At 56.0% G+C, this 21964-nt stretch carries 18 protein-coding genes, 1 pseudogene and 1 riboswitch; of the genes and pseudogenes, 10 read left to right on the top strand and 9 right to left on the bottom strand.

The annotated features are described in order from the left end of the window. Together H0S68_RS06420 and H0S68_RS06415 are read left to right on the top strand one after the other, a co-directional pair. Entirely contained in the window at positions 1–1029 is a 1029-nt protein-coding gene (locus H0S68_RS06420) for an HlyD family secretion protein (protein WP_410529245.1), read from the top strand. A 138-nt stretch (positions 1030–1167) separates the two neighbouring features. Beyond that, positions 1168–2413 (top strand): annotated as a pseudogene (locus H0S68_RS06415) (IS3 family transposase). A gap of 13 nt (positions 2414–2426) precedes the next feature. On the opposite strand, the gene rhlE reads toward H0S68_RS06415, so the two are convergent. Beyond that, a complete protein-coding gene (gene rhlE, locus H0S68_RS06410) occupies positions 2427–3788 on the bottom strand; it encodes an ATP-dependent RNA helicase RhlE (protein ID WP_020825734.1) in 1362 nt (453 codons plus the stop codon). Positions 3789–4090: 302 nt separating this feature from the next. Between rhlE and cecR the strand changes: the two genes are divergently transcribed. The 5 genes from cecR to H0S68_RS06385 are packed head-to-tail and all read left to right on the top strand — an operon-like array spanning position 4091 to position 9795. Beyond that, positions 4091–4780: a transcriptional regulator CecR gene (gene cecR / locus H0S68_RS06405; RefSeq protein WP_020825733.1), complete on the top strand. Its 690-nt coding sequence runs from the start codon at positions 4091–4093 to the stop codon at positions 4778–4780. Positions 4781–4798: 18 nt separating this feature from the next. After that, a complete protein-coding gene (hlyD, locus tag H0S68_RS06400) occupies positions 4799–5785 on the top strand; it encodes a secretion protein HlyD (protein WP_048761240.1) in 987 nt (328 codons plus the stop codon). A gap of 10 nt (positions 5786–5795) precedes the next feature. After that, the gene (locus H0S68_RS06395; RefSeq protein ID WP_261439888.1) at positions 5796–7526 is read left to right on the top strand and encodes an ATP-binding cassette domain-containing protein; all 1731 of its coding nucleotides are present in this window, start codon (positions 5796–5798) and stop codon (positions 7524–7526) included. Beyond that, a complete protein-coding gene (locus tag H0S68_RS06390) occupies positions 7523–8677 on the top strand; it encodes an ABC transporter permease (protein WP_410529244.1) in 1155 nt (384 codons plus the stop codon). The genes H0S68_RS06395 and H0S68_RS06390 overlap by 4 nt, the downstream gene beginning before the upstream one ends. 11 nt (positions 8678–8688) lie before the next feature. Beyond that, on the top strand, positions 8689–9795 hold the full coding sequence (locus H0S68_RS06385) for an ABC transporter permease (RefSeq protein ID WP_020825729.1): 1107 nt from the start codon (positions 8689–8691) through the stop codon (positions 9793–9795). A gap of 116 nt (positions 9796–9911) precedes the next feature. Here H0S68_RS06385 and H0S68_RS06380 read toward each other — a convergent pair whose 3' ends face one another. The 6 genes from H0S68_RS06380 to moaA form a co-directional block, all read right to left on the bottom strand. Then, a complete protein-coding gene (locus H0S68_RS06380) occupies positions 9912–10622 on the bottom strand; it encodes a Bax inhibitor-1 family protein (protein ID WP_020825728.1) in 711 nt (236 codons plus the stop codon). A 957-nt stretch (positions 10623–11579) separates the two neighbouring features. After that, complete coding sequence (gene moaE / locus H0S68_RS06375) at positions 11580–12050, bottom strand: molybdopterin synthase catalytic subunit MoaE (RefSeq protein ID WP_128863937.1); 471 nt, start codon at positions 12048–12050, stop codon at positions 11580–11582. Positions 12051–12052: 2 nt separating this feature from the next. Then, complete coding sequence (gene moaD, locus H0S68_RS06370) at positions 12053–12298, bottom strand: molybdopterin synthase sulfur carrier subunit (protein WP_012005757.1); 246 nt, start codon at positions 12296–12298, stop codon at positions 12053–12055. After that, entirely contained in the window at positions 12295–12774 is a 480-nt protein-coding gene (gene moaC / locus H0S68_RS06365) for a cyclic pyranopterin monophosphate synthase MoaC (protein WP_262244525.1), read from the bottom strand. The genes moaD and moaC overlap by 4 nt, the downstream gene beginning before the upstream one ends. 5 nt (positions 12775–12779) lie before the next feature. Then, positions 12780–13292 (bottom strand): molybdenum cofactor biosynthesis protein B, encoded by a 513-nt coding sequence (gene moaB, locus H0S68_RS06360; protein ID WP_046374237.1) that lies wholly within the window; start codon positions 13290–13292, stop codon positions 12780–12782. 149 nt (positions 13293–13441) lie between these two features. Beyond that, complete coding sequence (gene moaA / locus H0S68_RS06355; RefSeq protein ID WP_020825724.1) at positions 13442–14428, bottom strand: GTP 3',8-cyclase MoaA; 987 nt, start codon at positions 14426–14428, stop codon at positions 13442–13444. Beyond that, positions 14415–14557, bottom strand: a riboswitch (molybdenum cofactor riboswitch). Its footprint overlaps the gene before it by 14 nt. 260 nt (positions 14558–14817) lie before the next feature. Between moaA and H0S68_RS06350 the strand changes: the two genes are divergently transcribed. Then, a complete protein-coding gene (locus H0S68_RS06350) occupies positions 14818–15735 on the top strand; it encodes a uridine diphosphate-N-acetylglucosamine-binding protein YvcK (protein WP_020825723.1) in 918 nt (305 codons plus the stop codon). Positions 15736–15739: 4 nt separating this feature from the next. Here H0S68_RS06350 and H0S68_RS06345 read toward each other — a convergent pair whose 3' ends face one another. Both H0S68_RS06345 and uvrB read right to left on the bottom strand, forming a co-directional pair. Then, a complete protein-coding gene (locus tag H0S68_RS06345) occupies positions 15740–15997 on the bottom strand; it encodes a VF530 family DNA-binding protein (RefSeq protein ID WP_020825722.1) in 258 nt (85 codons plus the stop codon). A 108-nt stretch (positions 15998–16105) separates the two neighbouring features. Continuing rightward, positions 16106–18118 carry an excinuclease ABC subunit UvrB gene (gene uvrB / locus H0S68_RS06340; RefSeq protein WP_020825721.1) on the bottom strand — a complete coding sequence of 671 codons (2013 nt, stop codon included), beginning with the start codon at positions 18116–18118 and terminating at the stop codon, positions 16106–16108. A 1268-nt stretch (positions 18119–19386) separates the two neighbouring features. Between uvrB and H0S68_RS06335 the strand changes: the two genes are divergently transcribed. Both H0S68_RS06335 and H0S68_RS06330 read left to right on the top strand, forming a co-directional pair. Beyond that, on the top strand, positions 19387–20097 hold the full coding sequence (locus tag H0S68_RS06335) for an ATP-binding cassette domain-containing protein (protein WP_041414306.1): 711 nt from the start codon (positions 19387–19389) through the stop codon (positions 20095–20097). Between the two features lie 169 nt (positions 20098–20266). Continuing rightward, complete coding sequence (locus H0S68_RS06330) at positions 20267–21943, top strand: hypothetical protein (protein WP_410529243.1); 1677 nt, start codon at positions 20267–20269, stop codon at positions 21941–21943. Positions 21944–21964: the final 21 nt, after the last annotated feature.

Genomic DNA, 21964 nt, shown 5'->3' with positions numbered 1-21964 from the left:
ATGAGCTTCACTCCTGCAAAACGAACCTTAACTCTGGCGCTGCTGCTGGTCATCCTGTTGGCCATCGCTTTCTTTGTCTATTCATCGCTTACCCGCCACCATTTTCGTACCGACGACGCGGTGGTGACGGCCGATTACACACTGGTGGCCCCCAAGGTTTCCGGCTATATCCGCAGCGTCAACGTAACCGATAACCAGCAGGTTAAACCCGGCGAAGTATTGGCCACTATCGACGACCGCGACTATCGCGTGGCGCTGGAAACGGCGGAGGCCAATCTGCAAATTAGCCAGGCCAAGCTGGCCAGTATTCAAGCGCAGCTGGATCAACAACAGGCCAATATTGCCCAACAGGAAGCCGGCGTCAGCGCCAGCCAGGCCACGCTCAATTATGCAGGGCAGAATGCCGACCGCTATCGCCGACTGCTAAAAACCGGCACCGCAACCGCCGATGAACAGCAAAAGTCCACCTCAGCGATGCAAACCGCCGCGGCACAGCTGAAGCAAAACCAGGCTGGCGTGGTCTCTGCACGCAAAGAGGTCGGGGTATTGCAGGCCAGCAGGAAACAGGCCGAAGCCAATATTGCCGCCTCACAGGCCAGCGTTGACCAGGCACGCCTCAATCTTTCTTATACACAAATCATCGCACCCATTGCCGGCACCGTGGGCCAGCGAGCGGTACGCGAAGGGGCCTGGGTCTCTGCCGGGACGAGGTTACTGGCGGTAGTGCCACTGCAGCAGAGCTATGTCGTCGCCAACTTCCTGGAAACCCAGTTGGCCAATGTCTCCGCCGGCCAACCGGTATCGATCCGCGTAGATGCGCTGCCCGGCGTAACGCTGCGCGGTCATGTCGACAGCATAGCGCCCGCCACCGGCGCCACCTTTGCCGCCATCAGCGCCGATAATGCCACCGGCAACTACACCAAAGTGGTGCAACGCCTGCCGGTGAAAATTCTGCTGGAGCCGAACCAGGCTGACCTGGCACGGTTGCGGGTCGGTATGTCGGTGGTGCCGGAACTCGAAATGCGCTGAGAGTTTTTGCCCCTCGCTTTGACGCGATCATCTGGGTTTCACGTAAAAAAAAGCCACCGTAAACGGTGGCTTTTTTATCATCAGTGACCCGTCCTGAATAGCGTTGACACATTTTACTCACGCACAGAGGAAAATGTGATGAACCAGTATGTTAAACGCACACAACGCGATTATTCTCTATCCTTTAAATTAGCCGTCGTCGAACAGGTCGAAAAAGGCGAGATGACTTACCGTCAGGCGCAAGACCGCTACGGTATTCAGGGCAGCCACACGGTTATGAACTGGCTGCGTAAATACGGTCAGTTTGACTGGCGGACCTCCCCTGCCACCAGAACGTGCGGAGACAACATGCCTAAACTCCCTCTGACGCCCGAACAGCGCATTAAGGAACTCGAACAGCAATTGGCTGAATCCGAGGTTAAAGCCCAGTTCTTCGAAGCCGTCGTCAAAGTGATGAATACCGAGTTCGGTGCCACGCTGACAAAAAAGCAGTTAGCCGCCTTATCGCGCAAACACAAACGCCGCGACTCACAGTAACGCGCGCTTGCCGATGGATGGGTATCAGCCGACAGGCGTGGTATCAGTCCCTGCAACGCGAAGCAGGCAGAGAGGAGCAGGCCCGGCATCTCATCGAACAGGTGATGGCTATCCGCTTGCACCAGCCCCGGTTAGGGGCGCGTAAGCTGCATCACCTGTTGCGACGACGCCCCGAACCAGCGTTGCATGTGGGGCGAGACCGGCTGTTCAGTATCCTGCGTTGTGCACGGTTACTGGTGATGCCCAAACGGGCGTATCACAAGACGACGCAGAGTCATCATCGTTTTTATCGCCATCCCAACTTGCTGAAGGCGGGGGATAATCAGGTAATAGCCAGCCGTCCGGAACAAGTATGGGTGGCAGATATCACCTACCTGCCGCTGAGAACGGGAACGGCGTATGTCAGCCTGATAACGGATGCCTGGTCGAGAAAAATCGTGGGGTATCACGTGCATGACAGTCTGCATACACGACATGTCGCCTGCGCGTTCAAAATGGCGCTGGCCAGCAGACGCTCGGCGCTGCCGTTGGTGCATCACTCGGACAGGGGTATCCAGTACTGCTCGCAAGAATATCAGGCGTTACATCAGAAGTATGGTGTCACTTGCTCGATGACGGACGGGTATGACTGTTATCAGAATGCGCTGGCGGAACGGGTAAACGGGATACTTAAAACGGAATACCTGCTCGGCAGGCCAGAAGACATCGCGCAGGCAAGAAAGATGGTCAGGGAATCGGTGAACATCTACAACACACGGCGGCCGCACCTGTCGCTAAAATATAAAACGCCCGATGAGGTTCATCGGGCGTTATCCGGCTGAAAAGTGTCAACCTATATCAGGACTAGTCACAGTATCAGCTTACTCGGCAGGACGGCTGCGCGGACGACGCGAAGGTGCGCCTGAACGCGGTTTGCCATCACCCTGTGGGCGGGCGCTGCCGCCACCGCGGTTTTCACGCTGGCCGCCGTTGCCACTGCGCTGGCCGCCACCGTTACCGGCGCGTTGACCACCGCCGTTGCCGCGCGGCGCACCACGTCCACCACCCTGACGGCCGTTAATGATCGGCTCCGCCTTGATGCTTGGATCCGGCTCGTAGCCTGGCAGGGCAATACGTGGGATTTCACGCTTGAGCAGGCGTTCGATATCGCGCAGCAGCTTGTGTTCATCCACGCACACCAGTGAGATAGCCTCGCCGGTACGTTCTGCACGACCGGTACGACCGATACGGTGTACGTAGTCTTCCGGTACGTTAGGCAGTTCGTAGTTCACCACGTGTGGCAACTGGTCGATGTCCAGACCACGCGCCGCGATGTCGGTAGCAACCAATACGCGAATTTTACCGTCTTTAAAATCGGCCAACGCACGGGTACGAGCGCCCTGGCTTTTATTGCCGTGGATCGCAGCGGCCGTGATGCCGTCTTTATTCAACTGTTCGGCCAGGTGGTTAGCACCGTGCTTGGTGCGGTTGAACACCAGCACCTGCTTCCAGTCACCTTCACCGATCATCTGGGACAGCAATTCCCGCTTACGCTTCTTGTCTACGAAGTGCACGCTTTGTTCGATCTGCTCAGACGCGGTATTGCGGCGCGCCACTTCAACCGATGCCGGGTTGTGCAACAGCTTGTTGGCCAGCCCTTTGATATCGTCGGAGAAGGTCGCAGAGAACAACAGGTTCTGACGCTTGGCAGGCAACTTGGCCAGCACGCGGCGGATATCATGGATAAAGCCCATATCCAGCATGCGGTCGGCTTCGTCCAGCACCAGAATTTCAACTTTGGACAGGTCAACGGCGCGTTGGTGTTCCAGATCCAGCAGGCGACCCGGTGTTGCCACCAGAATGTCGACGCCGCCGCGCAGTTTCATCATCTGCGGGTTGATGCTCACACCACCAAATACCACCAGCGAACGCAGGCGCAGATATTTGCTGTAGGCTTCGACGTTTTCGCCGATCTGCGCTGCCAGCTCACGAGTTGGCGTCAGGATCAACGCGCGAACCGGACGGCGGCCTTTGACCGGATGGTCATGCTTACTCAGCAGCTGCAACAGCGGCAGGGTAAAGCCAGCGGTTTTACCGGTACCGGTCTGGGCGCTGGCCATCAGGTCACGACCTTCCAATACGACAGGAATCGCCTGGCGTTGAATTGGCGTAGGTTCGCGATAGCCCTGTTCTTCAACAGCGCGCAGAATTTCAGCACTTAAGCCGAGGGTTTCAAATGACATAAAGAGAAAAACTCCAGATCCCCCCTAACCTAACAGTGTTCGGTGCAGTTTCCTGGGAGGATTATCAGACGGGACATTAAGCATGACCACGAGGGATTGGCACAAACTGCAGTGCACCAAGCGGGCGATTGTAGCAGAACTCGAACAAGAAAACGCAATTTTACTGGCTCAAAGCACAATATGCCGGGAATTCAGCCTAGTCCGAAAAAATAACCTTAAATAAACGATGCCTACTGGTTGCATTTTACCCAAGCTGGCATAAAGTTAATCATATGATTGATTAACTTTAGCGAGTGCCATCAATGCCAAATAATCAGACCGCCAGCCGGGCACGGGGTGAGCAGGCGCGGCAGCAGCTGATCGCCGCCGCCATCGAGATGTTCGGCGAATATGGCATTCAGGGTGCGACCACCCGCGATATCGCCCAGCGCGCCGGGCACAACATCGCCGCCATCACCTACTACTTCAATTCCAAAGAAGGCCTGTATCTGGCCGTTGCACAGTGGATTGCCGATTTTATCCAGCAGGCGTTTCGCCCCCTGGCCGACGAGATTGATCGCTTCTGGCAGTTGCCGGCCACCGAACGCCTGCCGGAGCACTACCTCGACCACCTGAAGCGCGGCCTGCTGGCGTTCAGCGATCTGATGACGCAACCGCAGACGCTGAACCTGAGCAAAATCATGTCGCGCGAGCAGCTTTCCCCCACCGATGCCTACCCGCTGATCCACCAACAGGTGGTCGCACCGCTGCATGACAAACTTTGTCGCCTGCTGGCGGCCTACACCGGCCTGGATGGGAATTCGACCAAAATCGTGCTGCATACCCACGCGCTGATCGGCGAAGTGCTGTCGTTTCGCGTGGCGCGGGAAACCGTTCGGCGTCAGGCCGGCTGGCAGCAGATCGGCGCGGCCGAGGCGGAACAAATCAGCGAGGTGCTGGCTGAACATATCGAGATTCTGGTTAATGGGCTGCGCCAACGCTATGGCGCGTAAATTCAGGCAGGGAGTGTTATGAACAAGAAACGCAGTGCCCTCATTGTGGCGGCTATTGTGCTGATCGCCGCGGCCGTTTACGGGGTTTGGTATTACCAGCAGCAGCAGGACAAACCGCTGACGCTGTATGGCAACGTGGATATCCGCACGGTGAATTTGGGCTTCCGCGTCGATGGGCGGCTGGCGTCGCTGACGGTGGATGAAGGCGATGCCCTTCAGCCGGGGCAATTGCTCGGGAAACTGGACGACGCGCCTTACATCAACGCCCTGCAGCAGGCGCAGGCTAACGTCGGCAGTGCCAAAGCCAAACTGGCGCTGCTGCTGGCCGGTTATCGCACCGAAGAAATCGCCCAGGTGCGTTCGGAAATGGCGCAGCGCCTGTCTGCGTTCAGCTACGCCGACAGCTACCTGAAGCGTCAGCAAGGGCTGTGGGCGAAAAACGCCACTTCTGCCGATGCGCTGGAAGATGCCCGTACCGCACGCAATCAGGCGCAGGCCAACCTGCAGGCGTCAAAGGACAAGCTGGCGCAATACCTGAAAGGCAACCGGCCGCAGGAGATTGAAGAAGCCAAAGCCAATCTGGCGCAGAGCGAAGCCGCACTGGCTCAGGCACAGCTTAATTTACACGACACCACTCTGGTTTCCCCGTCGGCCGGCACCGTACTGACTCGGGCCGTTGAGCCAGGCACCATGCTTAATGCCGGCGGCACGGTGTTTACTCTGTCGCTGACCCGTCCGGTCTGGGTACGTGCCTACGTGAATGAAGCCAACCTGGGTAAAGCAACGCCGGGCACCGAACTGGAAATTTATACCGACAGCCGACCGGACAAGCCCTATCACGGCAAAATTGGTTTTGTCTCACCGACCGCTGAATTCACGCCGAAAAGCGTCGAAACCCCGGACCTGCGAACCGATCTGGTGTACCGCTTGCGGGTGATCGTCACCGATGCCGATGACGCGCTGCGCCAGGGGATGCCGGTTACCGTTCACTTTGCCAAACCTTGAGGGGACGGTGATGGAACAGGTGATTGAGCTGGAAGCGCTGGAAAAACGTTTTCCGTCGCTGCAAAAACCGGCGGTCGCCAGCCTGACCACCCGGCTGACCAGCGGCGCGGTTACCGGGCTGGTTGGCCCGGACGGCGCCGGAAAAACCACCCTGCTGCGCATGCTGGCCGGTTTGCTCAAACCCAGCAGCGGAACGTTACGCGTCGCCGGGCTGGATCCGATCGCTCAGGATCGCCAGTTGCATGCGATCCTCGGTTATATGCCGCAAAAGTTTGGCCTGTACGAAGATCTGACGGTGATGGAGAACCTGACGCTGTATGCCGATCTGCGCGGCGTCACGGGCGATCTGCGTAAACAGACTTTTGATCGGCTGCTGACATTTACCGATCTCACCCGCTTCACCAGCCGGCTGGCGGGCAAACTGTCGGGCGGCATGAAGCAGAAGCTTGGGCTGGCTTGTACGCTGGTCGGGCAACCGCAGGTGCTGTTGCTCGATGAGCCCGGCGTCGGCGTCGATCCGATCTCGCGCCGCGAGCTGTGGCGCATGGTGCATGAGCTGGCCAACGACGGCATGCTGATCCTGTGGAGCACTTCCTATCTGGACGAAGCAGAACAATGCCGTGAAGTGCTGCTGCTCAATGAAGGGGAACTGTTGTTCAGCGGCGCACCTAAAGATCTCACCCAGCGCATGGCCGGGCGCACGGTGTTGATAACACCACCAGCCGGCAGCCACCGTGCCTTGCTGCAACGGGCGATCTGCCTGCCTGCGGTCACCGACGGCGTGATCCAGGGCAAATACCTGCGCCTGATCCTGAAAGAAGGCGAAGATCACCGCCAGGTGTTGCAGGCGTTGGATCTGCCGGACGCCGAGCTGAGCGAAGCGGAACCGCGCTTTGAGGATGCATTTATCGATTTGCTCGGCGGCGGGCCGAACAGCAAGTCGGCGCTGGCGGAAATCATGCCAACCGTCGAAGGGGAAAGCACCGAAACCGTGATCGAAGCGCAGGGACTGACGAAGAAATTCGGTGACTTTGCCGCCACCGACCACGTGGATTTTAAAGTGCAGCGCGGCGAGATTTTTGGCCTGCTGGGCCCCAACGGGGCCGGTAAGTCCACCACTTTCAAAATGATGTGCGGGCTGCTGGTGCCAACCGAAGGCAAGGCGTTGGTGCTGGGAATGGACCTGAAAACCAGCTCGGGCAAGGCGCGCCAGCATTTGGGCTACATGGCGCAAAAATTCTCGCTGTACGGCAACCTGACGGTGGCGCAAAACCTGAAATTTTTCTCCGGCGTGTATGGCCTGAGCGGCAAGGCGCAGCGCGAAAAAATCAGTGAGATGTCCCGCGCCTTCAACTTCGACCCCATCATTAACCAGACACCAGATTCCCTGCCGCTTGGCTTCAAACAACGGCTGGCGTTGGCCTGCGCGCTGATGCACGAACCGGATATCCTGTTTCTCGACGAACCCACCTCCGGTGTCGATCCCCTCACCCGGCGTGAATTCTGGCTGCATATCAACGGCATGGTAGACAAGGGCGTCACCGTCATGGTCACCACCCACTTTATGGACGAGGCGGAATATTGCGACCGCATCGGGCTGGTGTATCGCGGCAAAATCATCGCCGCCGGGACCCCGGACGATCTCAAGCATCAGGTGGCCAGCAGCGAGAACCCCAACCCTTCGATGGAGCAAGCATTTATCGAACTGGTGCAGGGTTATGATCAGGAGGAAAAAGCATGAATAGCGAAACGGCCAGCACCGACGACAGCGGTTTCTCCTGGCGGCGGCTGCGCGCGCTGTGCCTGAAAGAGACGCGGCAAATTATGCGCGATCCGAGCAGCGGGCTGATCGCCTTCGTCATTCCGCTGATGCTGCTGTTTATTTTCGGCTACGGCATCAACCTGGATTCCAGCAAGCTGCGGCTGGGGATTTTGATGGAACAACAAAGCGAAGAAGCACGCGATCTGGCTAACGCTTTTACCGGTTCGCCCTATATCGAACCCACCATCAGCGACAATCGCCAGCAGCTGATCCAGCTGATGCAAGCCGGGCGCATCCGCGGGCTGGTGGTGATCCCCAATGATTTTGCCCAACGCATGGCGCGGCCGCACGACAGCGCCCCCTTGCAAATCATTACCGACGGCAGTGAACCCAATACCGCCAACTTCGTTCAGGGCTATACCCAGGGAGTGTGGCAAATCTGGCAACAGCAGCGCGCCACCGACAGCGGGCACGAAGAAAAACCGCTGATCGACGTGCAGATGCGCTACTGGTTTAACCCGGCGGCCATCAGCCGGCATTACATCATTCCCGGCGCCATCACCATTATCATGACGGTCATCGGCGCTATCCTCACCTCGTTGGTGATCGCCCGCGAATGGGAGCGCGGCACCATGGAAGCGCTGCTTTCCACTCAGGTGACGCGAACCGAACTGCTGCTGTCGAAGCTGGTGCCATACTACTTCCTCGGCATGATCGCCATGGTGCTGTGCATGGTGGTTTCGGTGTGGGTGCTCGGGGTGCCCTATCGCGGCTCTCTGCTGATTCTGTTCGTCATCAGCAGCCTGTTCCTCGCCAGTACGCTCGGCATGGGGCTGCTGATTTCCACCATTACCCGCAACCAGTTCAACGCGGCGATGGTGGCGCTGAACGCCGCCTTTCTGCCGTCGATTATGCTGTCCGGCTTTATCTTCCAAATCGACAGCATGCCGGCCATCGTACGCGCCGTCACTTACATCATTCCGGCGCGTTACTTCGTCAGCACGCTGCAAACGCTGTTCCTGGCGGGCAACGTCGGCACGGTGTTGATGATTAACCTGCTGTTCCTGATCGCTTCTGCGGTGGTATTTATCGGCCTGACGGCCTGGAAAACCCAGCGGCGGCTGGATTAAGGGGAAAGAAAATGTTTCACCGTCTCTGGACGTTAATCATTAAGGAAATGCAATCGCTGCTGCGCGACCCGCAGACCCGCGCCATTCTGATTTTGCCGGTTATTCTGCAGGTGCTGCTGTTTCCCTTCGCCGCCACCCTGGAAGTGACCAATGCCACCATTGCGGTGTACAGCGAAGACAGCGGCCATGCCTCGGTCGAGCTGACCCAGCGCTTTGCCAAGGCCAAGGCCTTCTCCCACGTGCTGCTATTGCGCAGCCCGCAAGAGATACAAAGCGTTATCGATAACCAAAAAGCGCTGCTGCTGATCCGTTTCCCGGCACAATTTTCACGGGATATCGCCAGCGGCAATACGGCCCCGCTGCAGTTGTTGCTCGATGGGCGCAACTCCAACAGCGCACAGATCGCCGCCAACTACGTGCAGCAGATTGTGCAGGACTACCAAAATGAGCTGATCGGCAACCGTGCCAAGCCTAACAACAGCGAACTGGTGGTGCGCAACTGGTATAACCCGAATTTGGACTACAAGTGGTTTGTGGTGCCGTCGCTGATCGCCATGATCACCACCATTGGCGTGCTGATAGTGACTTCGCTGTCGGTGGCGCGCGAACGTGAACAGGGCACGCTGGAGCAACTGCTGGTGTCGCCGTTAACCACCTGGCAGATTTTTATCGGCAAAGCGGTGCCGGCGCTGATCGTCGCCACCTTCCAGGCCAGCATAGTGTTGCTGATCGGCATCTTTATCTATCAGATCCCGTTCGCCGGGTCGCTGCTGTTGTTCTACGGCACCATGTTGATTTACGGGCTGTCGCTGGTGGGGTTCGGCCTGCTGATTTCGTCGCTGTGCGCCACCCAGCAACAGGCGTTTATCGGCGTGTTCGTGTTTATGATGCCGGCCATCCTGCTCTCCGGTTATGTTTCACCGGTGGAGAATATGCCGGTGTGGCTGCAAAACCTCACCTGGGTAAACCCCATCCGCCACTTCACCGACATCACCAAACAGATCTATTTGAAAGACGCCAGTTTCAGCATCATCTGGCACAGCCTGTGGCCGCTGTTGGCCATTACCGCCACCACCGGCAGCGCCGCCTATGCCATGTTCCGCCGTAAAATTGCATAAAAAAAGACTCTGCGATCGAGATCGCAGAGTCTTTCTCTTCGCTGTAAATCCTATGGATTTCATGCTGCGGCTAGGCGAGCGCAGTCAACAACGCTGCAGCTTGAAAGACGACGGATTTAACGGCGGTTGCCGAAAATGCGCAGCAACATCAGGAACAGGTTGATGAAATCGAGATACAGCGTCAACGCGCCAACAATGGCGTATTTGCGGAAGCTGTCTTTATCATCGGCATTCAGTTGCTCGCCCATGGCCTTCAGTTTCTGGGTGTCGTACGCCGTCAGGCCAACAAACACCACCACGCCGATATAGGTAATTGCCCACATCAACGCCGTGCTTTTCAGCCAGATATTGACCAGCGAAGCCAGCACAATCCCGATAAGCGCCATAAACAGCATGCTGCCGAAACCGCTCAGGTCGCGCTTGGTGGTGTAGCCGTACAGGCTCATCGCACCGAACATGCCGGCGGTCACCACGAAGGTGCTGGCGATCGAGCTGTAGGTGTAAGCGATGAAAATGCTGGAAAGCGTTAGCCCGGTCAGCGCCGAATAGAGCATAAACAGCGAGGTGGCGACCGTGCCACTAAGACGATTGACCATGCCGGAAATAACGAACACCAGCCCCAACTGCGCGATGATCAGGCCAAAGAAGGTGATCTGGCTGGAGAAGATAAAGTTAAGGATCGCAGGCGTGTTGGCCGCGTACCAGGAAACAAACGCCGTCAACAGCATACCGCAGGTCATCCAGCCATAAACCTGCGCCATATAAGCCTGAATGCCGCTGTTGGCACGTTCGACGATTGAACCATTAGAGCGTGGATATCGGTCCATGACGGTTACCTTTTGCGTATGAAACAAGATTTCGACCCCCATTTATGGGGCTCGGCCTGCTATAAGCGTACCACATAAAACCCGATGGCAAAGCGGCAAAGGTATTGATTTGTTTCCGCTGTTACGCGTTATACGCTGAATAATTGGAGTTGCATCAAGGCGGCAACTGAGCGAATCCCCAGGAGCTTAGATAACTAAGTGACTGGGGTGAGCAAAGGCGGCCAACACAGATGCAGCTTCAAGTATGACGGAATACTGATCGGTTAAGCCTGACTGGCATTTTTTTATTCGGTCCCTGTAGGTTCAGTGTAGGTAGAATTGCCGTCAATATCCGGCATTTCTCTGCCGCCACAATGAACGGCAATTGGAGGGGCCGAAGGCGCGGCCCCTCCACCCGCGCCTTCGCTTAACACCCTCTGTCCGCTCCGCGGATACCCTCGCTGCACCTGCGTTGTCGGGCGGGTCGGCTACGACAAACATCCCTGTTAGTCTCGCCTCAACCGGCCTTCCCTGGCCGGTTGCCCCTGACAACGCCGTCTTGCTCGGCAGCCGGTGATGCGCACCAAGGTCAACACCCGCACTGGCAGCCACCGGGCAGCTTATGCCCTCAGTTTGACGCTACGTGATGAAAGACAGTGAAAATGATGAGATGAGCAGGGTGTTGGGCGCCCTTGAAAACGTCGAACGCAGGAGCGACGCATAGGCGAAACCGCCAGGGACGGCAGTTTCAGGCGAGACAGGCAGGGACGCCTGTCGTAGCCGGCCGTGATGCGGCGTGATGAAGTGAGAGCCGTTGGCGCAGCCAACCGTCTGATAGGGCAAAGGCGCGGGTTGCAAGGGGCCGCGCCTCGGCCCCTTGCTCGGTCGGAGCCTAAGACCCTCAGGGTGCTTTGCTCGTTTATCGACCGAAAATAACCTCGAACTTGCCAAAAAGCACCTTAACTGATCGGCATTTCTTCAAGTATGACGCGTGTTATGCCAGCGTTCCGCCGCCTGGCGATCGCTGTCGCGGGCATCGACCCAGCGGTCTCCCTGCCCGACGGCTTCGCGTTTCCAGAAGGGCGCCCGGGTTTTCAGGTAATCCATAATGAACTCGGCGGCCTCGAACGCCATACTGCGGTGCGCACTGGTCACGCCAACGAAGACAATCTCATCACCGGGAAACAGTTCGCCCACGCGATGGATCACCGTCGCGCGCTGCAAGGGCCAACGGCTACGGGCTTCGTCCAGGATCTCGGCCAGCGCTTTTTCGGTCATGCCAGGGTAGTGCTCGAGCGTCAGCGCACTGACGTCATCGCCCAGATTATGATTGCGTACCTTGCCGGTAAAGGTGACCACCGCGCCATCATCGTCGCACTGCGCCAACCACTGGTATTCGTCGCCGACGCTGAACGGCGCTTCACCCACGCGGATACGGGTATTTTCCACTCTTAACCTCCGGTTACCGGTGGAAAGAAAGCGACTTCATCGCCGGCGCGCAGCGGATGTTCGGCCGCCACCAGCGACTGGTTCACCGCGGTCAACAGCTTGCCGGACTCCAGCGCCAATGCCCAACGGTCGCCACGTTCGCACAGCGCCTTACGCAGCGCTTCAACCGTCGGGTAATCTGCCGGCATCGATAAATCGCCGGTGCCAACCAGTTCGCGTACCTGAGCAAAAAAAAGAATATTAATCATAGTTCCACCTTAAAATCACCGGATTTGCCGCCGCTTTTCGCCAGCAGCCGCACCGGGCCGATCACCATGTCTTTCTGTACCGCTTTACACATGTCGTAAATGGTCAATGCGGCCACTGAAGCCGCGGTTAACGCTTCCATTTCAACACCGGTCTTACCGGTCAGTCGGCAACAGGTTTCAATCCGCACCCGGCTGTGTTCCGGTTGGGCCTCCAACTGCACTTCGACCTTGCTCAGCATCAGCGGATGGCACAGTGGGATCAGCTCCCAGGTGCGTTTCGCCGCCTGAATACCGGCGATGCGCGCCGTGGCGAACACGTCGCCCTTGTGGTGGCTGCCCTCGATAATCCTCGCCAGCGTGGTCGGCAACATCTCGACGAAAGCTTCGGCGCGCGCTTCGCGCACCGTTTCTGCTTTGGCTGAAACGTCAACCATATGGGCTTCGCCCGCGGCGTTAATGTGGGTTAGCTGCGTCATAATTTTTATTTCTTCAGATGTGGCAGAAAGTTGCACGGGCGATGACGCGCGTCCAACTGCTCTTCAATAATGCGTTCCCAGGCGGTGCGACAGGCGCGGGTTGACCCCGGCATGGCAAAAATGACCGTCTGGTTGGCCATACCGGCCAGCGCGCGCGACTGGACCGTGGCGGTGCCAATCTCTTCGTAAGACACCATGCGGAACAGTTCGCCGAACCCTTCCACTTCGCGATCGAACAGCGGCAGCAGCGCTTCCGGGGTGTAGTCTCTGGCGGTAAAGCCGGTGCCCCCGGTGATCAGCACGGCCTGCACCGTTTCGTCTGCAATCCACGTGGAAACGCGTGCGCGGATCAGGTATTTGTCGTCTTTGACGATGGCGCGATCCACTACCCGGTGTCCGGCTTCAAGCGCCGCTTCTTGCAGGTACTGGCCCGAGGTGTCTTCCGCTTCGCCACGGCTGTCCGAAACGGTCAAAATAGCGATATGTACCGGAATGAATTCACTGCTGGCATGACTCATTGTTCACTTTGCTCCTATTCATAGGATACCCAATAGATTTCAAGTTGCAGCTAGGCGGCAAGGCCGTAAATCCCCAGGAGCTTACTCAGGTAAGTGACTGGGGTGAGCGCCCGCAGCCAACAACGCTGCGGCTTGAAAGATGCCGGGGATCAGCCGCCGATAAACGACAGGTTCTGCGTTATGCCACTGTTACCCTGATGCAGGAAGTGAGTCTGTTTCTTACTCAGCAGCCCGCCCTGGATGCGGTCCTTCAGTTCATCAAGCTGCTGATCATTCGTCAGCAGATCGCGCAGACCAATGCCCTGCTCGCCGAACAGACACAGGTGTAAATTGCCGATAGCGGAAACACGCAGCCGGTTGCAGCTGGCGCAGAAATCTTTTTCATACGGCATGATCAAGCCCACTTCACCCTGATAATCCGGATGGCTGAACACCTGCGCCGGGCCGTCGCTGCGGCCGCGCGGCTGGCGCTGCCAGCCCTGCTGTTCCAGCTGCAAACGGATCACTTCACCGGAAACGTGGTGCTTGCGGAACAGATCGCCCCCCTCGCCGGTTTCCATCAGTTCGATAAAGCGCAGTTGAATCGGACGGTCTTTGATCCAGTTAAGGAAGGCGCCCAGCTGTTGGTGGTTTACGTCACGCATCAGCACCGCGTTGACCTTCACCTTGCTGAAACCGGCGGTAAAGGCGGCGTCGATGCCGTCCATCACCTGGCGGAACTTGTCCTGCCCGGTAATGGCATGAAATTGGCGGGGATCCAGGCTGTCGACGCTGACGTTGACCGCCGTCAGGCCGGCATCACGCCAGCCGGCGACGTCGCGCGCCATACGATAACCGTTGGTGGTCACGGCGAGCTGGCGGATAGCCGGGTTTTCACGCACGGCAGCGATGATCTCGGTGAAATCGCGGCGCAGAGAAGGCTCTCCGCCGGTCAGGCGCACTTTTTCGGTGCCCAGTTCGGCGAATGCGCGACTGACGCGTCGGATCTCATCAAGCGACAAGAATGTTTTCGGGCTGCCGTTCGGGCGGTAGCCGTCCGGCAAGCAGTAGGTGCAACGAAAGTTGCACACGTCGGTGATCGACAGGCGCAAGTAATAGAACTTGCGCTCATAAGCATCAATGAGTTGCGGCACCATAACACCTTCCAAAGTCGGGAGATGCGAACGTTTCCGCTCTGCACCCTGGTGGCTGACTTCGCCACGGCCCAAGCGCCATATTGTTCGCAGGAACAACGTAGGCCCAGAGGCTAGGAGTTTTGGTCTCAGTTCCCGCAGTCGGAGTAGCCGGAACGAAACCGTGGTTTTCATCGGAATTCTAGCGCTAAACAAACGCGATAGCCAACGCGCAATTTCGCTATATAATTGTGTATACAGCGATTTTAGGCGATTCCTAATCTGGTAAACCATGATAAACAGCCTTTAGGGAGACGAATTGACCGGAATCACGCAAACCACACTCTTTTTCGCGTTTTTACGCCAAATCCGCTACTTTATGCGGGCAGTTAAGCCCCCTTGTAAGGAAATTTATGCGTAATCGAACCCTGGCCGATCTCGATCGGGTAGTGGCATTAGGCGGCGGTCATGGTCTTGGTCGCGTGATGTCTTCCCTGTCGTCTTTAGGCTCCCGTTTAACCGGTATTGTCACCACCACCGATAACGGCGGTTCTACCGGCCGTATTCGCCGTTCGGAAGGGGGCATTGCCTGGGGCGATACCCGTAACTGCCTGAATCAGTTGATCACCGAACCGAGCGTGGCTTCCGCGATGTTCGAATACCGCTTCAGCGGCAATGGCGAACTGTCTGGGCACAACCTCGGCAATCTGATGTTGAAAGCCCTGGATCACCTGAGCGTACGCCCATTGGAAGCGATCAACCTGGTGCGCAGCCTGCTGAAGGTGGACGCGGCGCTGATCCCGATGTCCGAACAGCCGGTGGACCTGATGGCGCACGATCATGAAGGCAACCACGTTTACGGCGAGGTGAATGTCGATCAACTGACCGACATGCCACAGGAGCTGATGCTGTCACCTCACGTCAACGCAACGCGCGAAGCGCTGGATGCTATCGCGCAGGCCGACGTGATCCTGATAGGACCGGGCAGTTTTCTGACCAGCCTGATGCCTCTGCTGTTGCTCGATGACCTTACGCAGGCTCTGCGTCGCAGCAGCGCCAATATGATTTATATCGACAACCTCGGACGCGAATTAAGCGTCGCGGCGGCAGCCTTGACGCTGAAGAACAAGCTGGAATTGATGGAGGCGAAAATTGGCCGCCAGATGATTGATGCCGTCATTGTCGGGCCAACGGCGGATACCCGTGAAGTGCAAGATCGGGTGGTGATCAAACAGCCGCTGGAAGCGCAGGATATTCCTTACCGCCACGATCGTCAGTTGCTGCGCCAGGCGCTGGATCAGGCGTTGATCGAGTTAGGTGCCCGCGCCTAAGCGTTTATTTGCCGCCACGTAGCCACGGGTTATCGCTGGCGGCCTGCTCAACCATGTCGAGATAAAGATCTTCCACCTGTTTGCGCGCCCAGGGCGTGCGACGCAGAAATTTCAGGCTGGACTTGATGCTGGGATCGCTGCTGAAGCAGTTGATGCGAATGCGTTCAGCCAGCCCTGACCAACCGTAGTTTTCCACCAGTTTATTCAGAAGCTGTTCCAGAGTGATGCCGTGCATCGGGTCTTTGGACTGGTGTTGGGTCATGGTCGGTGGCTCGCAGTAGTCAAATGGCCGCACACCATAATCAGCTTTGGCGGAGGCGACAAGGATTTTATGTTTTGGCGGCGCCGCGGTCTGCAGCGCGCCAATGGGTTATGAAATGGCAATAAACTGCTCGCGCAGCTGGTGGATTTCGTCACGCAAGCCCGCCGCCTGCTCGAACTCCAGGTTTTGCGCGTGGGTATACATCTGCGCTTCCAACTCGCGAATCTTCTGATCCAGCGCTTTTGGCGTAAGATTTTGGTACTGGGCGGCGTTTTCCGCAGCTTTGCCCTTCCCTTTGCCCTTGCTGCGGGTACTGGGTTTACCCAACTGTAAAATATCAGAAATTTTCTTGTTCAAGCCCTGCGGTACAATGCCGTTTTCTTCGTTGAACGCCTGCTGCTTGGCACGGCGACGCTCGGTCTCGCCGATCGCTCTGGCCATCGAATCGGTAATTTTGTCACCGTAGAGGATAGCTTTACCGTTCAGGTTACGCGCCGCACGGCCAATGGTCTGGATCAATGAACGTTCGGAGCGCAGGAAGCCCTCTTTATCGGCATCCAAAATCGCCACCAGCGACACCTCTGGCATGTCCAGCCCTTCACGCAACAGGTTGATACCCACCAGCACGTCAAACTCGCCCAGGCGCAGGTCACGAATGATTTCGACCCGTTCCACGGTATCGATGTCCGAGTGCAGGTAGCGCACCCGCTCGCCATGCTCTTCCAGGTATTCGGTCAGATCTTCCGCCATGCGTTTGGTCAGCGTGGTAACCAGCACACGCTCGTTGATCGCCACCCGCTTGCGGATTTCGGAAAGCAGATCGTCCACCTGGGTGGTCACCGGCCGCACTTCGATTTGCGGATCCAGCAGCCCGGTTGGGCGCACCACCTGATCGATAATGTCACCACCGGATTTTTCCAGTTCGTATTTGCCCGGCGTAGCAGACACATAGATAGTCTGTGGCGCCAGCGCTTCGAACTCTTCAAAGCGCAGCGGGCGGTTGTCCAGCGCCGACGGCAGGCGGAAACCGTATTCCACCAGCGTTTCCTTGCGTGAACGGTCGCCTTTGTACATACCGCCGATTTGCGGAATGGTCACGTGGGACTCGTCAACCACCAGCAGGCCATCCGCCGGCAAATAGTCGAACAGCGTTGGCGGTGGCTCACCCTCGCCGCGCCCGGACAGGTAGCGCGAATAGTTTTCAATGCCGGAGCAGTAGCCCAGTTCGTTCATCATCTCCAGATCAAACTGGGTGCGCTGCGTCAGACGCTGTTCTTCCAGCAGCTTGTTATTGGCCAGCAGCACCTTGCGCCGCTCGGCCAGATCCACCTTGATCTCTTCCATCGCCTGCAGGATCCGCTCGCGCGGCGTCACATAGTGCGATTTGGGGTAAATGGTAAAGCGCTGCACCTCTTGTTCGATCTGGCCGGTCAGGGGATCAAACAGCGAAAGCCGTTCGACCTCTTCGTCAAACAGCTCGATGCGCAGCGCCAATTCATCCGACTCCGCCGGGAAGACGTCAATCACTTCACCCCGCACGCGGAACGTCGCGCGCTGGAAAGCCTGATCGTTGCGGCTATATTGCAGCTCCGCCAAACGACGCAGAATCGCCCGCTGATCGATGATCATGCCTTTGGTCAGGTGCAGCATCATCTTCAGGTACAAATCCGGATCGCCCAGGCCGTAAATCGCCGATACCGACGCCACCACGATCACATCGCGACGTTCTAGCAGTGCTTTCGTCGCGGAAAGGCGCATCTGCTCGATGTGTTCGTTCACCGAGGCATCTTTTTCGATAAAGGTGTCGGAGCTGGGGACGTAGGCCTCCGGCTGATAGTAGTCGTAGTAAGAAACGAAATACTCGACCGCATTCTCGGGAAAGAACTCTTTCATCTCACCATACAGCTGCGCCGCCAAAGTTTTATTGGGCGCCAGCACCATGGTGGGCCGGTTGAGATCGGCGATCACATTAGCGACGGTGAATGTCTTGCCCGAGCCGGTTACGCCCAGTAGCGTTTGGTGAGCCAGGCCGTCTTCCAGGCCCTCTTCCAGCTTACGGATGGCTTCCGGCTGGTCGCCGGCCGGCTTGAATTCGGAATGCAGTTTGAACGTTTTACTCATTGACTCGGCTACCCTGTGGAGATGCGCGCGCTCAGGCGGCCATGGAGCTGCTGCTCGGTGAATGGCCTCTAATTATGGAAAGCCCCGGCGATTTTCGCCAGTGCCTATGATACTGGATATAAAACCAGCTTCAAGCGGTTCGTTGCTTTGGCGTGCGTCAATCCGGGCTGAATGCACCGCCAGAGTTACAGCGGCGTGACATTTTTATTGTCAATAACAGTTTTATCCCCAAAATCCGCCACGAATTAACTTATTGATAGCACTGTGGCGAAAAATCATACATAGGCACTTCATCAATACAGAGGCCGCTTGATTTTAGTTAATTTATTGATTAATAATGATTTTATAAAAAAGACGAGATTGCGGACAAAGCGAACAGAACCCGCGTCCGCTCTCGCTTTAAACCGGTTTTCTAAATCTAATGCACAAGGTTATCCACAGGAATAGTGGATAACTCTCACCGCCCCGCCCCCGGCGGGAGTTGCAGAAAGAACGCTTTTTGGCGTTTCTTCTCGCCAAGATGGCTTTTTTAGTTATTTTTTCACAAAAATATCGCTTTGTTTATGCCGATTAATGCTAAAAAGACCCATTGCCAAAAACAGATTTGTCCCATTGTTACCTTCCTTTGCTGCATCTTGCGGCGAGCGATGGAATAGCTTGCACCATAACTCTTCTGCTCAGCACCGGAAGAGTGCAAAAATCGTCCGTGTTAACTTTCCCGCTATTTTCCGCTATTCCACCCAGCCCGCGTCTGGCGCGCCAGGCCGTTAACAAGGCAATAACAATCTCTGATTTACAGCGTTCAAAAAGTTGGCCCAAGGGTTGCATTACCCTTTGACGGCGAAAGTGGGCTCGGGGAAATCTACGCCCCGAAACGGCAGAATGAGCTGCTCGGGGTTTAGCGTCACGCCAATACGAATCAACTGACATTGGCGACATAAACATGAGAGAGCGCTAACGAATGGCCTTTAGGTGCCATTTTCACCTATGTATTGCTTGCTTAAGTCAAAACTTAACTACCTCGTTGAAGGTAGCAGATCAGCATTTTGTTCCAGACATTGAAACACTCGGGAAAGAAACCGCTAAGGCGGAAATCGCAGTAGGGAGTGGATTAAGCGAGGAAGAAGGGGTTCGTCCCCCTTCCCTGCACCGGCCGCCTGCGGTTCCGGCGGGTGAAATCGGCGCGGCCTGTTAACGCCGCGTTACGCCGACGCCCGCTATGGGCGTACAACCACGAGTGGAAGACAGGTCTTTGAGGAGAATGCCGGATGTTGAGTTTAAGGTCAGTGAATCAGTTTTATGGGCAAAACCATACCCTGTGGGATATCAATCTGGAACTGCCGCGTGGCCAATGTACGGTGCTTATCGGCCGTAACGGCGTAGGCAAAACCACGCTGGTCAACTGCATTATGGGTCATTTGCCGGTGGTCAGCGGCAGCATGACCTGGCAGTTGGCAGACGAACCCCCGCAAAATCTGCTGCAGCAGCCGGTAGAAACCCGAACGGAGCTGGGGATCAGCTACGTTCCCCAGGGGCGACAGATATTTTCACAACTCAGCGTTGAGGAAAACCTGCAGGTGGCGCTGATGGCCGGACGCGATAAATCCCGCCGCATCCCGCCGTTGATTTATAACCTGTTTCCCAACCTGAGGGAGATGCGCGGACGTCGGGCCGGCGATTTGGGCGACGGTGAACAGCAGCAGCTGGCGATTGGCCGCGCACTGGTACTGGAACCAGAGCTGCTGATCCTCGACGAACCCACCAGCGGTGTTCAACCGTCCATCGCCGCCGATATCGGCAACGTGATCCGCAAACTTAACCGGGAACTGGGCATGACTATCCTGCTGGTGGAGCACAAACTGCCCTTTGTCCGCCGCGTGGCAGATCGCTTTTGCCTGATGGATAAGGGCCGCAGCGTGGCGGATGGTACGCTGGAACAGTTGGATGAGGACTTGATCAATGCCTATCTGGCGGTGTGATAAGCAGGGACGCAAATAATGCGTCCCTGCTTTTAATTAGCCGATGCTGAATTAACACCTCTGCCGTTGTACCAACGCAGACAGAACGATAGAGACTGGAAGTGGTCAGACACGCCCTCCATATTCAACGGGTTTTCACATCCAATATACTTGAATCGAGGGTTAGATCATGGCTGATAATGATGCACAATTTATCCAATATAGCGATCTGAACAGTAAAGTCTGGACGCTAAAAGAGCGTCTCGATGTGGCGGGTATTTACGTCAAGTCGCGCGACGAGCTGGTCATAGCGCAAACCTTCATTAAAGACACCTTAAAAAGACCAACAACCGTAAAATTCGCCTCCCCGTTTCAGACCTGGATAGCCCCCAAGACAGATATCGACGTTGGCTTCGTTTATATTGACGGTAATGGTGTAAAAATCACCACTAACATTCCAAGCGGCACTGAAAACGATCACAACTACTTTATGCGTTGCTATGCGACCTCGCTCGCACTGGATAATGATGTCCCCATTCGGCCAGCGCCAATCTTAAAAAACTTTAGCGTCAAAGGGATCGGTGCAAAGAAAAAAACTGCGTTACCTGATATGGCAGATGAAAAAAAAGACGAATACAACTTTATTGACGGGATCTTGTTTGATTCGCCAGAAAAAAAAGATCCACAGGGAAATCTGCTGGGAGGCCTGCTGGGGAACTTTTCCGTTAATAACGTGTATATTTCTGGTTTTTATTACGGTATGTATTTTGGCGCTAACGCCTATATTGGACATCACTACGCCTGTGAGGTCATCCGTTGTTATGAATGTGTACATATGCCATCCGCTGAATCCGGTGCTAAAAACTTTGGCGAAGGAATTAACTTCTTTGGCGGTACACTCGGTAACTCGCAAGGTCTGGCCATTGGCAACCAGAATCCGAACGGTGCATTTCGTTTTTTCGGTACATCAATAGATTACGCTGGTGCTATTGTAAATGTGCAAGCGGGGAGCGTCGAATTGCACGGTTGCCATATCGAGTTCAATAATGAAAATAGTCCGCTTACTGATTTCCCGTTCCGCTGTAGTGCCAACCAAAACGCCTCGCTACTTATTCAGGGGGGTGAAATTATTACGCTGGAAGGCCCCCTGACCAAAGAATACTGTTTTTTTGCCGAAGCTGGCAGCAGTGGAATTATCGTCGAAAATGTCAAATTTTATGGTGTGAGAACCACGACAGGACGTTATTTCGGCGGCACCGGTGACTTCGTGATCCGTAATAGCCGCCTCGATGGTGGCGGCGGAGGCAAAGGTCTTCAAACTTTAACCACCATGAATAATAACAAGATTAAAGACGGAAGTTTTTCATTCACGACGAAACCTTTAGGTTGGGAAGTCTCTGGCGGTAGCGTCAGCGATCCCTTCACCTCAGACGCCATCACTATCGCCATCGAATCTGGTGCAGGCACTAACGGCAGTAATGCGTTAAAAGTGACAAAATTGGGCAATACCAACACCAATGCGGGCCTAAGGTTGATTGTGCCAGTATCACAATATGAACAATTAGGTGCTTGTTTTACCCTGAAAACACTGAATGGCGGCACCGGCAATTTATTTTCCACGCTGCACTATGCCTGTATTCAGGAAACCGAAAGCAATGGTGTGTCGATCATCGCGAAATCGGATGCCGCCGCCTGGGATGGCATGCTAAACACCAATGATTATCTCGAATTCAAAGAATACCGATTTAATAGCAACAGGCGAAAAGTGCCGGTTTGGGCAACTCACATTATCTTGTCATTCAATTTGTATGCTTTAGCTAAAAACGGGGTTTTATACGTGGATAACGCTTGTATCACCGCCATGTAAATAGGTAACCAGGCGATCTCC

Source organism: Serratia sp. AXJ-M, from assembly GCF_046531865.1.
In the GTDB taxonomy this organism is placed as follows: Bacteria; Pseudomonadota; Gammaproteobacteria; order Enterobacterales; family Enterobacteriaceae; genus Serratia; species Serratia liquefaciens.
The sequence above is the reverse complement of the archived record's forward strand: the minus strand, read 5'-3'. Positions and strand labels throughout refer to the sequence as shown.